Origin of the sequence: Escherichia marmotae, from assembly GCF_002900365.1 — a bacterium.
Classification (GTDB): Bacteria; Pseudomonadota; Gammaproteobacteria; order Enterobacterales; family Enterobacteriaceae; genus Escherichia; species Escherichia marmotae.
Genome location: NZ_CP025979.1, coordinates 3,011,124 through 3,027,173 on the forward strand (window position 1 = coordinate 3,011,124; position 16,050 = coordinate 3,027,173).

Consider the following 16,050-nt stretch of genomic DNA (forward strand, 5'->3'; position numbering starts at 1 on the left):
AGTACACTATCGTCCTGTTGGTAATCTTTATGCCGTGACAATATGCCATTTTGCAAAAGGATTTTTGCAGCTTCACTTCTTCTGATCTGCCTGGGTTACGGGCTGCATATTTTATTTCCCCCCTCACAGCCGCTTCGCTTTGATCAGCAAGTCTATATCTGGCAACGCATCTGGACGGCAGAACATAACGAGGCATTAAAACGAAGCCACCCACTTTTCTCTACGCTGCGCATACTCGGGATGCAATTTCATCCGCAGGAAGGAATCCGACATTTTGCGGTGAATACTTCGCTTATTCAGCAAGATGGTCGCCCGGTCTGGCTGGTTGCGAGACTCGACGGTCAGCTTACACAGCTTAATAACCAGCAAATTATCCAGCATATTCAACAAACCCAACGTGAGTGGCAAAAGGCAGGAATTACGCTGGCAGGCGTGGAAATTGATTATGACGCGCCAACAGCAAAATTGCCGGACTATCTGATACTACTTAGTGCGTTACATCAGACGCTTCCCACAAATATAAAACTTAGCGTAACCGCCCTGCCCACCTGGCTTGAATCACCACATCTCGCACGATTATTGCGCATTGCGGATACTTCGGTTTTGCAGGTACATAACGTGCTGTCGCCCGAAAAAGGCTTGTTCGATGCCAGCCTGGCGCAACGTTGGGTAAAGCAATATGCCAGGCAAACTACGCATCCTTTTTTCATTGCATTGCCCGCTTACGGTTCCGCGCTCACCAGTGATAATCGCGTTGAGAGCGAAGCTCCGTTATATGTTGCTGGGGAGATGCGTGAACTCAGTGTGTCGCCGCAGACACTTGCCGATTTCATTCAATATTTAAAACAGCAACCGCCACGTGGATTACAGGGCCTGGTATGGTTTCGGCTACCGTTAGCAGGCGATCGTCGCGCCTGGTCACTAACGACGCTGGAAGCCGTGATTCGGCATAAACCACTGACGCCACGCTGGTCGTTAATAATTACTCAACATGCAGACGAGCAACTTTTTGATCTGGCTATTAAAAACAGCGGAAAAATTGATGCGCCGTTGCCGAAACAAGTAATTCTGCCCAATGCCGATTGCCCATTCGTTGATGGAGCCAGCCACTATCAGGTGCAACCTCACTCATCCAGCCTGCATTTTGTAAGGATAAGCGCCAGGCAACTGCGCGCCGGAGAAAGCAGCCCGCTGGGATGGGCGCGCTGCAATCAAAGACTACAAGGAGAGTTTAATGTTATCCCCTAAAATATCGCAGCTTTCCGTTGTTGTATTGCTCTCACTAATTAGCACAAACGTTAATGCCTGTGGACCATTTATTCCCAATCATCTGTTAACTGACCGCAATAACGCACTGCTGGAAATGCCAAATGGCAGTTTTGTCTTTGAAGTACAACAATTGGTTAAACGCGATCCTGGTTTACCAATATGGCAGCCCGTTGAGGCAATGAAGACAGATTCAGATAATGATGCTGAGCCTCCTGCGCAAAATCGGACACTGGAAATCGCACAAAAATTGCAGACGCCATTATCTGATGCGCAGAGACTTTATTATTCAGGAGCTCAGGATTTTCATCAGGGAAAATACGATAGCCCATACTTTCAGCAACTATTGGCCTTGCCGAAAACAGAGCAAGGGGAATGGCGGCTTGCTACGTTATATAGTCTGGCAAGAGGGGGATTTGATGCCGCTGGCGACGATCTCGATCTTATAATCAATAAAGGTGGTTTTAATCAGCAGATTGCTGAGCAGGCCGTACAGCGTTATCTGCAAATCATTGAAGAAGTCCGTAGTGGAGCAGCCGATCCTGAACTGCTCTCTCTCGCCAGTCTCGGTCAGCTTGGGCATTATTATCTGAGAAAAGGCAATATAGCTGCGGCAGTAAAAATTTATGCCCAACAAGCGGCTCAGGGTTCGCCCTCCGGGAAAACTTCGCTACGGATGATTTCGCTGTATATAACCAGGGAGAAAAATTTATCACTGCTGGAGTCGGTTATTGATGCTCCACTGGTTCAGCAACTGGTAATCGCAGAGCTATTTATTCGTCAAGACTGGGGATATGTCAGTGAAGCCTGTACTAAAGACCTTGTAGATTATACCTGTCCGACGCATCGCGACCGTTTAATTAAGTTGCTAAGTCAACACAGGGTTAAAGGATTTAGTTATAGCGATCGACTGGCAGCACTGGCGTATCGGGCAGGAAATTATTCGTTAGCACAAACGCTGTTGCAGGATGCACCAGAAAGTGGCTTAAGCGAATGGTTAAAAGCAAAACTGGCATTACGAGCCGGAGATATTCCACTGGCAACGCGTCACTATGCTCGCGCAGCCCCGCTGTTCACTACCGATGAAGTCTGGGGAAGTATGAACCCGGAAAGCCCTTATTATCATGGTGATAAAGTTACCATCCCATCTTGCCGTATTGCCAGTGAGCAAGCGATTGTGGCATTGAAACGCGATGATTATCTTCAGGCCACCGCATTGTTTTACCAGGCTAAAGATCTCTATTGGGCCGATTTAGCCTGGGTTGCAGAAAACGTTTTAACCTTGCCGGAGTTACAGACGTTTGTTGAAAAAAACGTACCAGCACCTCGGCACCCTTTAAAGCCTGTAGATTTAAATAATAGCCGTTACGATTATTATCTTTCGCCAGATATTATTCCAACGGACGTTAAAGTACGTGCGCTATTAGGTAGACGATTAATACGTCATGGTCAATATCAGAAGGCCATCAATTGGTTTGATATTCCTGATCATCGCCAGGGCGCACAAAAACTGGCTGATTTAATGGCAATAGCAAAAAATAAAAATATCCCTGATAAGCAACGCGCGCAGGCGCAATACGAGGCTGCAAGATTATTACGATATAATGGCATCGAACTTATCGCCTACGAAATGTATCCCGACTATGCTATTACCAGTGGCGCATATTCAACACCCTATACCTACACTAATAATGGCAGTTGGATAGGCGAGAAAGAAAACCGTCGTGTTGCTAATGCAGTGCCTGACAAAAATAATCACTTTTTGCATTACCGCTGGCAAGCTGCGGAATGGGCCGGACAATCTGCCAGGTTACTTCACCCCAAAACCCAAGCATGGGCCGCCGTGTTATGCCATGCTGCAAGTTGGGTCAGATATCTTGATCCAGAAACTGAAGCATTAATTTATCAACGCTACGTGAAAAATGGTAAAGCTTTTGACTGGGCGGCACATTTTGGTCGTGATTGCCCAGAACCGGTATTCAGGAAGGAACTGAAGAAATAACCTTGCAGAGATGAGAAGTACTATCTTTATAGGTTAGCGAAAACTGCTGACGCATATCATTCATGCTACGCGTAAATTTAAGTGGATTTTCGCCTTTAATTTCGACCGTGACGAAGGCATTCCCATTATTGTTAAAGAAGTCAAAATAATAATCATGCTGATGTCTACGGTTGGTTTTAAATTGCCGAAATGATAAATAGCAGCGGTCATCGAAGGTAATTAGAAAATCATTTTCGCCGTACTCGTTTATCATCCTGTTTTTCAGGTTACCGCCGAAGAGAATTGTATACTTCGCTCTGTCAGCAAATAATTCAGCATCCGTTTCTCGGTTGATCGTGTTGACGCTGATACCGAATTCTATTTTTATCTTGTCTTTATCGATATTATCTCTTGTACTGACATAAATATTATTCGCATCCCATAGCAAGAGGAAGTTTTTGTTGCAGGAATAGAGACCCGTTAAGCTGAGAATCATTATCAGCAAGAATAGTGTGGCTTTGTAGCGCATTTATATCCCTTTAGCACGTTACGTTCACAAACGTGTGGTTGCTTACTTTTACATAAACCACAGCCGTCAATGATTATCCGCACGCTACCACCGTGCCAGGAAAAATATCTGCGGGTATATCACGGTAACTTATTCGTCACCGTTAATCCCGGCAGCCAGAAGAAAGGCTGCCGGGTTATTTATCACTGTGCGGGTGGAATATCCGTCACTTCAGGATGCACATCATCTGCGGCTACAGATGTGGCGGCAGCCGCAGTAGATGGTGCCATGATTTGATCCCAGGCGGCCTGCAATCCTTTCATGTTAAATTCCGGCTCACCTTTCGGCTGCAGCAGAATTAATGCCATGTCGTTCGACAACTGCTGACGCAGATCCTGATTTAACATTTCTACCGTCAGGCTGTTAAGAAAATCCTGACGCAGTTTCTGATATTGCTCTGGCGCGATATCGACGACCTGATTTTGCAGTGAACGCATCCGCTGCCCCATCAGAATATCGGTATCAGCTCGCGCATAAGCAGCAAACAGTTTCTGTAACTCCAGTTTCTTTTGCGCAACCAGAGCGTTGAACTCTTCTTCTGGCAGGCCTTTATCACGAACTTTCGCCAGTTCACGCGCAACCAGATTCAGGTTGCTGTTCAGTTTGTCGTTTGGCGACTCGATGTTGATGGCACATTGCGCACGCTGATACAGCACACGGCAGTCAAAACCGAGGCCGATATCTTTGCTGTTATTGGCGCTTAGTGCTTGCTGAACATGCCAGAACAGCGCCTCACGGGCCAGATCAGCACGCCAGTAGCGCAGGAGCGCCGCTGACTCACGAATCGGCTGCCACGGCGTATCCCACATAATGGATAACCGGTCCTGACGCACTGCGTCAGTCATAATGCTTACCGCTTCGGCGTGCAGCGGAGAAAGCGTCGGCACTGGTGCCGGTGTTTCACGTTTGCCTTTCAATTCGCCAAAGGTTTTGTTGATTTGGTCGACAACCGAGCGCGCATCAACATTACCCACCACCAGCAGCGTCATAGCATCTGGGGTGTACCATTTCTGGTAGAAATCTTTAATTTTCGCCGCCTCAACGGGTTGTTTCAGCGAATCAGCAGGATCGTGACCTAGCAAGGTAGATCCTTTCAAACGATAGCGCCACCAGCCTTCTTTGGTGTCGGCTGGCCAGGTTGCCACCATGTCCTGGCTTTGCAACGCATGGTTTACCGTTTCTGGCGTGATGGTCAGCTTGCCGGTCGTATTCGCCAGATAAGAGAGCGCTTCTTTCAGCAGGTCGTTACGGTTATTTGGCAAACTAAGATTAAACAGCGTGGTGTCATAAGAGACGATCACCGGCGGCATTGGACGCTTAGGGTCGATCCCCTGTTGCCACAATGAACGTGCCTGTGCTGCTTCCAGGCCACCGCTTTGCGTTAGCGCAATACGAGGAATAGCGTGGCTGTAACCGCTCTGTTGTGTACTTTCAGCGAGCGAACCGGTATTAACCAGCAGGCGAATTTCAACACGATCGCTGGGACGCTGAGGCGTGGTCAGCACTTGCCACTGTAAACCGTTGGAGAGCGTCCCCTGTTGCCATGCTGGATCAGGCTGGAGCGCATCTGCCTGCACATAGCCAGCAGTGGCCATCACCAGCAAACCGCCCGCTAAAAGTCGAATTTTTGTGCCCTGCATGTGAACCCCTGATCAACTATCCTGGTAATAAAAGACTGCCCGTTGTCGGTCAGTCTGAATGACGTTAAAAACACTTCGTGTTAGACCGCAAGAACATGAAAATGTCACGGAGGAAGTGAAATAAACCCGAACTCACCCAGGGGGTCAGTTCGGGCACAGGGGTCAATTATGCGCAAACACCCGCACTCGGGGAAGGGAGTGCGGGCATAAGTAGTGAGATTAAGAGGATAATTCGTGCGTTTTGCCATCCGGCGCACGATTATTCAGCACATCATCCAGTTTTTTGTGGTCCAGTTCTTTAACCCACTTCGCTACCACGATAGTTGCGACACCATTACCGACAAGATTAGTCAGCGCACGAGCTTCCGACATAAAGCGGTCGATGCCGAGGATCAGCGCCAGACCAGCCACCGGTAAATGACCCACGGCTGAAAGCGTCGCCGCCAGCACGATAAAGCCACTGCCCGTTACCCCTGCAGCCCCTTTGGAAGAAAGCAGCAACACAACTAACAGCGTGATTTGGTGGACGATATCCATCTCACTGTTGGTGGCCTGGGCGATAAACACCACCGATTTCCGGCAACCGAGTTTCTCCATCTTGTCGAGCATACGCGGCAGCGCTGACTCGGAAGAAGACGTCCCCAAAACAATCAGCAATTCTTCACGGATATAACGGATAAATTTGAAGATACTGAAACCGGTCGCTTTAGCGATTGAACCCAGTACCAGCACCACAAACAGGATACAGGTGATGTAGAAGCAGATAATGAGCTGCCCCAGTTGCACCAGTGTGCCGACGCCGTATTTACCGATAGTAAACGCCATCGCCCCAAACGCACCAATGGGTGCCAGGCGCATGATCATATTGATAATGCCGAAGATGACCTGCGAGAAACTTTCGATAACGTTAAAAATCAGTTGGCCTTTGCTACCCAAACGATGGAGCGCAAAACCAAACAGGACGGCAAACAACAGCACCTGCAGGATGTTACCGCTGGCAAATGCGCCAATAACACTCGCCGGGATGACATCCATAATGAAGGCGACAATGCCCTGATCTTTCGCCTGCGCGGCGTAAACCGCGACCGCTTTCGCATCAAGACTTGCCGGATCGACGTTCATTCCGGCACCAGGCTGCACGACGTTAACGATGATAAGACCAATAATCAGCGCGATGGTACTGACAACTTCAAAGTAAAGCAGTGCGACAGCGCCGGTACGACCGACCGCCTTCATGCTTTCCATGCCCGCAATGCCAGTTACGACAGTACAAAAGATGACGGGAGCGATGATCATCTTAATGAGCTTAACGAATCCGTCGCCAAGCGGTTTCATTTGCTCGCCTATTTCAGGATAGAAATGGCCAAGGAGAATACCAATGGCTATCGCTGTCAGGACCTGAAAGTAAAGGCTTTTAAACAGAGAGGTCTTCATAGGGTGTCCTTTAGTAAAACCACAGGTCTTGTAAGGTTATGGTGTACCTGCGGCCTTCAAATAACACCCAGACAACATCACAGAAATGTACCTGGATCATAATTGAAACAAAAAGGTTAAAAAGTTTGAGCTGGCTCGCACAAACCAGCACTTTTTAAAGTTTTGTAATCAGTTTGGGGTAGTTATTTATCTTCCAGGTAACTCTCTTCGAAGATTTCAATGGGGAGTGGCCGTGCAAAAAGGAAGCCCTGGGCAATACCCACGCCCGCTTTTGCCAGCCAGTCGCGTTGCGCTTCAGTCTCCACGCCTTCGGCAATCATTTGTAGGTTCAGACTTTGCGCCAGCATGATAATTGCGGTAATCATGCTGCTATCTTCTGGCAAGCCTTCAACGAACATTTTGTCGATTTTCAGCACGTCTATTGGCAACGATTTCATATGCTGCAACTGACGTAGCCCTGCGTAACCCATGCCGAAATCATCCAGTGCCACCTGTACTCCGGCATTTCGCAGCGGACGGAGGATCGCCACCGCCGCTTGCGGGTCATCAATACGTCGACTCTCTGTCACTTCCAGAATCAGCGTTCCCGGCTGAATGCGATAGCGGGTTAACAACTCCAGCATATCCGGCACCATATTCGGGTGCATAAGCTGTAGCGCCGAGAGGTTCACCGACAACGGCAGCATAATGCCGCGCTCTTGCCAGGCGGCAAGCAGCCGACAGGACTCCTCCAGCACCCAATGACCAACGGTAACCATCAGTCCACAGGACTCAATTCGATCGATTAGCCCATCCGGCAATTCCCAACTACCATCCGGTTGCTGGATACGCAACAACACTTCCGCACTGACTAATTTGCCACTGGTCATCTCCACCTGTGGCTGCAACCAAATAGCAAACTGATGATTTTCCAGTGCATTAAGGATATCGCTCTCTTCCGTCAGCCGCTGTTGAGCTTCTTCCATCTGCTGCGGATCATAGAACTGAATTTGATTCTTCCCTTTATGACGAGCAGTAAACGCCGCTGAAATAGCACGACCATAAAGTTGTTCGGCAGTAAGATCGCCATAGAACATCGCCACACCAATGCTACAGTGTGGACGCAGTTGAATACGTTCAATTGGCAAACGCTCGCTCATGATAGTAAGCACTTGCTGACCTAATGTGATAGCGTGCCACGGCTCCTGTACGCCGTTAGCGATAACAGCGAAGTCATAGCCGCTGACCTGTGCGAGGATCATGCGTGGCGACAGCACAGATTTGATTTTCTCCACCAGCGTCAGTAGCAGGATTTCCCGCTGCGCCTCTTTCAGCACGCCTGCGGTATCACGCAGCGTTTCACAAGTGATGATCATCAGTGCGGTGGTTTGTTTACGTGCAACCACCTGCTCCAGCATCTCCATCAGCAAGGCTTTGTTTGGCAAATCCGACACCGGGAAGCGCATCGCGTTTTCGCACTGTTCTTCATAATGGCGCTGCAACAATTGCTGATTAAGGTTGTAACTGCGCACCAGCATACCGATTTCGTCGTCCTGATGCAGACGCGGCAAGGCCAGTTGATGACCAACAATCTCTTGCGGTGGAATGGCGTTTAGTTCGCGAGCAATATTACGTAAAGGATGTAATATCAGTCGGTTAATGCACCAGCTAATCGCCACCGTCAGGATGAGTGACAAAAGTAAGTAAATGGTCACTAACGTAGAGACGGTGCTCATCACGAACTTGTACATGCGGAAGGAATCTGCCTGTAACACCAGATAGGCAATCGGCTGCGGGGTGGCCGGACGCTCCAGCGAGTAGACGCCCAGCGAGATTTGTACCGGTAACTCAAACAATCGGGTGAACATCACTGGCACCGGGCGCTCTGGAATAAAACTTTTACGTAGCGCCTGGAACTGGTTAGGTAATACAACATCGGCGCGGCTGACCACACCCGCCGGTTTTATGCTGGCAAGAATAGCTTCCGCCTGCGGAATATCACCTTTCAAAATGGCGGAAGATAAGGGTTCGCGGACAGAGCGAGCAATGCTTTCCAGTTGCGTAGCCGTGTTATAGCGGTTCTGCTGTACCAGATGAAACAGCAAAACAGTGCAAAAAACAAAAACGAATACCATGACAACGGCCGCCACCATTGCCATCTGCTTAATTGTTAACGAGCGACTAACGCGCAAATTGTCTCCCCCCGGAAATCCCAGATTGCCGCCCGAGTATACCCGATCGCAGCGGCATTAAGAGAGGCGCTATCTGAAAACTTACCAGTCGGCGTAAGGTATCAGCGGCTGCGGCGGTAAATCCATGTCGCCCTGCCATCCGGCGGCGGAATACCGTACATAGAGCAGGAAATGGCTGGGCGCATAATCTTTCGCCTGCTGGATATCGATTGCCGTACCGACAAACCAGTTGGATGTGACGCGGCGTTCAAGTAATGCCCGCGCCGTGTAGCCAAAGCCCTGACTGCTGCCACCGTCGTTGGTCTGGCCGGCTGCATCGTCTTTCCAGTCAGTCGGGATCAGGTTCATCAGCGGATAACGCGGCATGGTTTTGGTTCGTGAATGCGACCACGAGCCAGACGCCCCCAGCTCCCACGACCAGTTTTCCGTCCGCTCACGCCACATCACCGGTACGGCAAACGACAGGTATTCCTGCGGGCTGTAGTAACCGCCCTGACCGAGTGAGTACCCACTCAGGTCTTTGTCGTAATGCCAGATCATATTGTTCAGACCAATGGTGACGCGGCGATTGTTCTGGTTGATAACTTTATAGTAATAGCCCGTCATCCAGCGCACGCGCCAGTTATCTTCAACATTTTTACCGGTTAACTGGTCGCCGCTAAGCGATGCCCAGACGCCGTTCGCTTCACCTTTATCGTAGCTCAGGCTTAGCCCCACGCCATCAGCACGCACGCCGCCCCATTTTTTCCCGGTGTTGCCCGGGGAGTCTTTTTGCCCGCCAAAGGCCAGCAAGGAACTGGAGATGGGGCGACGATGGGCGTTAATGGTGTAACCAAGCGGCCCCACGTCGTCGCTGTAACTGATGCCACCAACGACATCCACCACGTTGAAGCCCATCGGCGTGGTGCCGATATCCCAGCTCCAGACGTCATTGCGCCAGCCGACAGCAACGCTGGCACCGGAATCCGACTGACTGCGATTGCCGCTACAATCCTGTAACGTACAGGTGCCCCAGTTGTTATCCCATTTACCCTCAGCGTCGGCGGAGAAACTGCCAACGTTCATATTGACGAAATCACTGCGGAAGAACATTCGCCCGTCGGAATACGGCGCATCCACCTGCAACATGGTGGTGTGCGCTTTCAGATCAGAATAGCCACCAGTACCGCTCGAACCCCAGTAATCATGTTCGAGGGTGACGTTGAGATCCTGCTGACGATAGAGGTCCGCCGCATCGCTGCGCACGCCGCGTTTCAGCCAGTCGTCCTTCTCGTCATTGCGGGTCAGACGGGTAAAGGTGTCGTTATCCTGCGGACGCGTTGTCGCCACACCGGATGCGACCATTGCGTCTTTGTAGGTTTCCAGCGCCTGCTGCGGTTCCCCTGCCTGCGCTTCAAAACTCGCGCCATCGCGCAGAACCATCGCGCTTTCCATCGACGGTGGTTGAGATTTTGCCTGTGGGATCAGCCTGTTAAACGTCTGCTGCGCCGCCGCGGTATCGCCAAGCTGTGCCTGCACCAGCGCCACACGCCGTTGCGTGTTCAGCGACGCGTTATCGGTGGCGGGCAGTTTCGCCAGTTGGCTGCGCGCTGCCGCTTTGTCGCCTGCAGCAATATCCACTTCCGTCAGGCCAAGAATGGCATCGATGTTATTCGGCTCGCGCGTCAGGACATTCTGATACGCAGCGCGGGCGGCGGTGTAATCACGCCGTTGCTGCGCCCAGTCGGCCAGCGTGAGGTCAATGCGCGTGGAAGGTGGTTGCTGGCGCAGCATCGCTTCCGCTTCGGCCTCTTTGCCGCTTTCCCGCAGACGGTTAGCGGTTTCCAGCACCTGATCGCTTTGCAGCCGATTAACCAGCTCCTGAATATTGCTGTTCCACTGCGCGCGCGGCAGGCTGTTGATATGCGCCAGCGCCGCCCGCTCCTGATCGTGACCGGAGAGATACAGCCCGTAAGCGTAAACCTGCTCCGGATCGTCTGGTTTCTGCTGTGCCAGATTGCGCATCAGGGTATCGGCCTGGCTACGTTGCCCGGCCTGCCAGAGATCCTGCGACAGCCGGTAAGTAATCCATACACTGCCGGGATCCAGCGCCAGCCGTTGCCGCTGAAGCGCTGCCGCCTGCGCCCATTTGCCCTGATTTTCCAGTGCCTCCGCCTGCTGTGCCAGACGATCGTTTTGCAGGCTGCGTTCGATGTCATCAACGCTGCGCCGCTGGCTGGCCGGGAGCGAGGCAATAAACGCTTCGGCTTTTTCCGGTGACTGCTGGCGATAAATATTCGCCAGTCCGCGCACGGCGTTGGTGTTGCTGCTGTCCATGCGCAGCGTCTGCTGATAATAACGTTCCGCGGCGGGGTAATCTTTGCGCGCCATTGCCACATCACCCAGTCCCAGCACTGCATAGCTGTCGGCGTTATCAACACTGCGCGCCTGCCGGAACAACCGTTCGGCCTGCTCTGGATTATTGGCTTTCAGCGCAGCATCACCCTGCTGGATCGCCAGCCAGTAGCGGTTCACTTTCAACAGGCTGTTCCACTTGTCATTGTTGCTGCTGTGCGGGTCCAGCGCGAGGGCTTTTTCCAGATTCACCACCGCATTCGCGCGATCGCCTTTCTGGGAATACGCCTGGCCCAGCGCACCCAAAGCTTCACTGTCTTTCGGGTTAGCGCGCACCGCCTGTTGCAGTTCGGGAATAGCTTTACCCGCCATGCCTGAATCCACCGCGGCTAAACCTTGCGCACGAGCGCGGAAATTAGGATCGGCCAGTTGTTTTTGTTGTTCTGCCAGTTGCGATTGCGCCAGTGCCACACTATCGCCATCGCTAAAGATTGAGAGATATTTTTTCAGCGCCTGCACGCTGGCATCACTGACAGGCATGTCTTTTATCTGTGCGTACCAGATTTTAGCGGCACCCTCTCGCCCGGCGTTGGATTTCGCCATCTGTTCCAGTACGGCAAAACCTTCGTCACGGCGATCGCTGCTAAACAGCAATAACGCCAAATTGTTTTGCAACCCCGTATTGCCCGGTGTATCCGCATTGATGCGTTTTAGCTGATTAATCGCTTCGCCACGACGCGCCGGAATTTTCGCCACTGTACTCCAGTACTCGACGGCAATATCACCTTCCGGCGGCGCTCCGTTAAACAGTTTGTTGTAACCTGCCACGGCTTCTTCTGCGTGCCCCGTGGTGGCCTGTAAACGCGCCTGTTGCAGTGCCTGACGGCCATCTGCCGTGGAAAGCAGCATGATGGTACGCGACGATTTATACGCATTTGAACTCGGCGCTAATTGCGACAGTCGGTCGAGCTGTTTTTGCGCCCCGTCAGTGTCTCCCTGACGTAATAATGAACGAAAACGAGCAGCAACCACATCCGGGTTATTCGGATCGATAAGCTCCAGACGATACAGCGACTGCTGCACCAGGTCTTCACGATGGGTAGCTTCGCCCACCCGAACCTGCTCCAGCAACTGTTGCTGGGCGGTTGGTGCCGCCTCGACCATCGGCATCATAGCCAGACCGAGGGAAAGCGTAAGGATATTTAGTGTGAATTTGCGCATTCCAGGCCCCAGTCAGGTAATAACTCCCCCTTTGTCGAGAAGCGAAAACGGTGTTGATCCCAGCCTTGTCCAAACAGGGTCAACACATAGTTGTAATAGGCATCGCTACCAGGAAAGTTATCGGCTACGCGCTGGCGCTGTACAGCCTGCGCATCACGGTTCTGAAGAAACGGCAACATAGCCGCAGAAAAACCGACTGGCCCTTTACCCTGCGCTTTCCCCGTCGCGACATCAACTTTCTCCGGTGGATAACCATTTTTCTCGGTAAATGTTGCCATCGGTTTAAAACGGTTGAGCATCCGCGCTTTTTGCGGATCGCTATCCGGCATCATGCCGACCCACATATAGACGCGAATAGCGTCGTAACTGCTGATCAACGTTTTCTCCGGCTTTAACTGCCAACCTTTGTCTTTCTCATAGCGTACCCAGTCTGGTGAAAAACCTTTCGGTGCAGTTTCCAGCAGTAAGCGCTGATTGGTTTCGCGCAGCGTAGTCCACGGCGCGCCAAAGCGGGTGAAATACTGCGCCAGCGTTGGAGGCAGGTAACTCGGGTTAAAGCGCCAGGTGTTATCCTCAGCAAAGCCCACTTTGCCCGGTAACAGCATGGAACCCAACCCTGGCACCGTCACCACTTCTTCTTGCGCAATGCGTTTTAACAACGCGCTACCGATGTCGGTATAGCGTTGCTCTTTCCACAATCGTCCTGCTTCCAGCAGTGACCAGGCCATCCAGATATCGCCGTCAGAGGCTGAGTTACTGTCCAGCACTTCCCACTTCGTGTTCTCTTTCTTGCCCCATAGCCAGGCGGGCAAATGTTCTTTTAATGACCCCTGGGCGAGATTGTTCTGCGTCCAGTCGAGAAGGTTGTCGAAAGCCGCACGGTCGTTAGCCGCCAGGGCAAAGAACATGCCGTAACTTTGCCCTTCGGAGGTGGTAATTTTGCGCGCATCACTGGGGTCAATGACGCGCCCCTCCTGACTGATGTAATCCTTTTTGAACTGCTCCCAGGCAGGCCAACTGCAGGCAGCCTGAACACTAAAGGCAGCCAGCAGCAGCATCGTCACGATTCCACTACGCAAAACATTCATCATCAATTACTCATTATCCGGGTTAAGACGACGACGGCTGATGATACGCAGCAGACGCCACAGTACCCAGGCCAGCAACACCACGCTGATTGCCGCCAGCACCGCCAGCAGAATCGGGTGATTCGCCAGTGCATACCACAAGCGTTCGAACCACGGCAGATGTCCGACGTAATAGATATCACCGACACGCAAACTGTTTACGCCAGATTCACGGATCACCGCTACCGAGCCAAACATGGTGGCGCGTTTGCCGCTGTCGTTCACCGCATCGTTAAGCATTTCATAACCGCGAGGGCTGTCCGCCAGCAGCGCAATCACACTGCGCTGGTCGTTATACGGTGACTGGAAGCCAATCACCGCCGCCATCGCGCCGGAAGACGTCAGCGTTGACTGGGTTTCTGCCGCGCGGTCGTTTTCGTCCGGCACAATCCCCGGGAATGGCGTCTGACGCATCGGCGTTTTCACCCAGCTTTCTGTGGCCTGTACCAACATATCGATCTGCTTATCGTCTTTCAGTTTTTCAGGGATACCGCCGATGATCATGATATCGGCGTCTTTCCCCTGAATGGCGCTGCCGTCATCGGTCACCGTCAGGTTAATCGCCGGGAAGCCCGTCTGTGCGCCAATAAAGCCAACGGTATTGAGCAGCGTTTCCATCTGCGCTTCATTTGGCGTTTTTGGCATCACGGTGATGGTTTGCGACAGATCCGCCATCCGGCTGAACGGGAAGCCCGCGTTAGCAAACGCGCGCAAATCCGGCATCGGTATAAAGTGGTAATACTTCGAGAAGTCGATGGTGGAGTCATCGCCAATCACCGCGTGATTCTGCACCGGCTGGAAGGTAATACAGTTATTCACCGAACCGCCCGGCATCGGGTTCATGTATTCAAAGTCAAAGCGTAACTGGTTGGTGGCTCCCAGTTTCAGCGCCGGAATCGAGACATCGGTTTTACCATCCAACAAGCCTTGTAACACAGGTATACGCAGCAGCAGGCGATTTGCCTCCTGTTTGCTACTCAGATTGAAGGATTGCAGGAACTGGTTGTTCAGGCTGATATCCATCCGTGAACTGTCTTTCACCGGCGGCGTGGTGTAGCGATAGTTGATATCCATATCGATACCGGTACTACGCATCAGATAGAGATCCGGCGGCAGGTTTAGCGAGACGTTAATCGCTGCCGGTTCCAGACCGCTGGACTGTAACTGTTCTTCATAGGTTTTCAGCTCGCCAAAGGTGACCGGACGATCGGTACGCACCCAGTTCGGCGCATCGTACGGCTTACGTGGCAGCAGCGGTTTGACTTCTTTCACTTCTACGCTGTCGCCGCGGAACAGAATATTGCCCTGGGCGATACCTTTCGCTGCCTGCAACAGGTCTTTGTCGTCACGACCAAAAACCACCAACAGCTTGACGTAAGGATTTTCCGGATGGTTGATCATCTCAATCACCGGGGCTTTTACTGCCGGATGATCGCGCAGGAAGTCCGGGCGTTTGTCGTTAGTGGCAAAAACAATGGCATTGCGCTCAGGAAGTTGATTATAGAGTACCGGGAAGTTCTGCCCACGCCAGCCGGAACGGGAACCAAACCACGAGGCAACAATGGCGGAAGCCTGTTGCAGCCCCACATCCGGCGCACCGGCAAAGACCATCGGGAGCGTATTAGTACGGTTATCGCGTGGGTCGAAGAACGGTATCGGGAAGTGCGACAGGTCATTTTTCACATTCAGTGATTGATACGTCAGATCCAGCCCACTACTGCGTCCGACATCCAGCCAAAGTGTGGTGCTGGCCGGGTTTTCGCACACATCCTGATAATGACCGACAAACTCCAGCCGCACGCGGTTGAAGTCGGTAATAAACAGCGGATTAATCGGCATTTGCGCCAGTGTCTTTTTACCCAACTGTTCTTTGGTCACTGGCAGCACACCCATCAGTTCATCATTCAGATAAACCTTTAACTGCGACTGGACAGGCAGCAATGACGGCGACGGCGTATATTCAAGGTTAAGCATCGCCTTCGTTACCACTTCGTCGCTGCGCATACCAAACTCAATACTGCCGTTCGGGTTGATGCCACGCAGCACCATGCTGCCCGGCGGCGGCGCGATTTGCGCAAAAGTCAGCTTCACATCCCGTGAAGGGCCGTTCTGCGCGACGACTGGCGCATCCGCTCCCTGCACGCCCGGCATCACCTGCCCCACCTGCGGGCTCTGCTCCGCCTGAGTAGGTACGGCTGGCTCAGCATTGATCAGTGGTTGCGTTGCAGGCGTCGCATGCGTCATGTAAGAAGGGAATGCACTCATCCCCATTGCCACTGCACAAATCCAGAATAGTTTTCTTTTCATC

Annotated in this window: 9 protein-coding genes; 2 read left to right on the forward strand and 7 right to left on the reverse strand. The window is 52.0% G+C overall.

Annotated features, from left to right (window positions below; translation table 11 throughout):
• Positions 1–42 precede the first annotated feature (42 nt).
• A complete protein-coding gene (locus tag C1192_RS15605) occupies positions 43–1,248 on the forward strand; it encodes a DUF3142 domain-containing protein (RefSeq protein ID WP_001115604.1) in 1,206 nt (401 codons plus the stop codon).
• A complete protein-coding gene (locus C1192_RS15610; RefSeq protein ID WP_038354763.1) occupies positions 1,235–3,268 on the forward strand; it encodes a hypothetical protein in 2,034 nt (677 codons plus the stop codon). The genes C1192_RS15605 and C1192_RS15610 overlap by 14 nt, the downstream gene beginning before the upstream one ends.
• Here the strand turns inward: C1192_RS15610 and C1192_RS15615 are convergent.
• The 7 genes from C1192_RS15615 to bcsB form a co-directional block, all read right to left on the reverse strand.
• A complete protein-coding gene (locus C1192_RS15615; protein WP_016262648.1) occupies positions 3,246–3,776 on the reverse strand; it encodes a hypothetical protein in 531 nt (176 codons plus the stop codon). The genes C1192_RS15610 and C1192_RS15615 overlap by 23 nt on opposite strands.
• 182 nt (positions 3,777–3,958) lie before the next feature.
• Entirely contained in the window at positions 3,959–5,455 is a 1,497-nt protein-coding gene (locus tag C1192_RS15620) for a M16 family metallopeptidase (RefSeq protein WP_038354762.1), read from the reverse strand.
• Between the two features lie 219 nt (positions 5,456–5,674).
• A complete protein-coding gene (locus tag C1192_RS15630) occupies positions 5,675–6,889 on the reverse strand; it encodes a dicarboxylate/amino acid:cation symporter (RefSeq protein WP_038354761.1) in 1,215 nt (404 codons plus the stop codon).
• Positions 6,890–7,071: 182 nt separating this feature from the next.
• Positions 7,072–9,060 (reverse strand): biofilm formation regulator HmsP, encoded by a 1,989-nt coding sequence (gene hmsP / locus C1192_RS15645; RefSeq protein ID WP_001266370.1) that lies wholly within the window; start codon positions 9,058–9,060, stop codon positions 7,072–7,074.
• Positions 9,061–9,141: 81 nt separating this feature from the next.
• Positions 9,142–12,615, reverse strand: coding sequence for a cellulose synthase complex outer membrane protein BcsC (gene bcsC / locus C1192_RS15650; RefSeq protein WP_016262649.1), 3,474 nt, complete (start codon positions 12,613–12,615; stop codon positions 9,142–9,144).
• Positions 12,597–13,703 (reverse strand): cellulose synthase complex periplasmic endoglucanase BcsZ, encoded by a 1,107-nt coding sequence (gene bcsZ / locus C1192_RS15655; protein ID WP_001517308.1) that lies wholly within the window; start codon positions 13,701–13,703, stop codon positions 12,597–12,599. Before bcsZ ends, bcsC begins: the two co-directional genes overlap by 19 nt.
• A gap of 6 nt (positions 13,704–13,709) precedes the next feature.
• Complete coding sequence (bcsB, locus tag C1192_RS15660) at positions 13,710–16,049, reverse strand: cellulose biosynthesis cyclic di-GMP-binding regulatory protein BcsB (RefSeq protein ID WP_038354810.1); 2,340 nt, start codon at positions 16,047–16,049, stop codon at positions 13,710–13,712.
• Position 16,050 lies beyond the last annotated feature (1 nt).

Excerpts from the sequence above, each read along its gene's own strand:
- C1192_RS15605 (WP_001115604.1), top strand. The coding sequence starts at position 43 with ATGCCATTTTGCAAAAGGATTTTTGCAGCTTCACTTCTTCTGATCTGC.
- C1192_RS15610 (WP_038354763.1), top strand. The coding sequence starts at position 1,235 with ATGTTATCCCCTAAAATATCGCAGCTTTCCGTTGTTGTATTGCTCTCA.
- C1192_RS15615 (WP_016262648.1), bottom strand. The coding sequence starts at position 3,776 with ATGCGCTACAAAGCCACACTATTCTTGCTGATAATGATTCTCAGCTTA.
- C1192_RS15620 (WP_038354762.1), bottom strand. The coding sequence starts at position 5,455 with ATGCAGGGCACAAAAATTCGACTTTTAGCGGGCGGTTTGCTGGTGATG.
- C1192_RS15630 (WP_038354761.1), bottom strand. The coding sequence starts at position 6,889 with ATGAAGACCTCTCTGTTTAAAAGCCTTTACTTTCAGGTCCTGACAGCG.
- bcsC (WP_016262649.1), bottom strand. The coding sequence starts at position 12,615 with ATGCGCAAATTCACACTAAATATCCTTACGCTTTCCCTCGGTCTGGCT.
- bcsZ (WP_001517308.1), bottom strand. The coding sequence starts at position 13,703 with ATGAATGTTTTGCGTAGTGGAATCGTGACGATGCTGCTGCTGGCTGCC.
- bcsB (WP_038354810.1), bottom strand. The coding sequence starts at position 16,049 with ATGAAAAGAAAACTATTCTGGATTTGTGCAGTGGCAATGGGGATGAGT.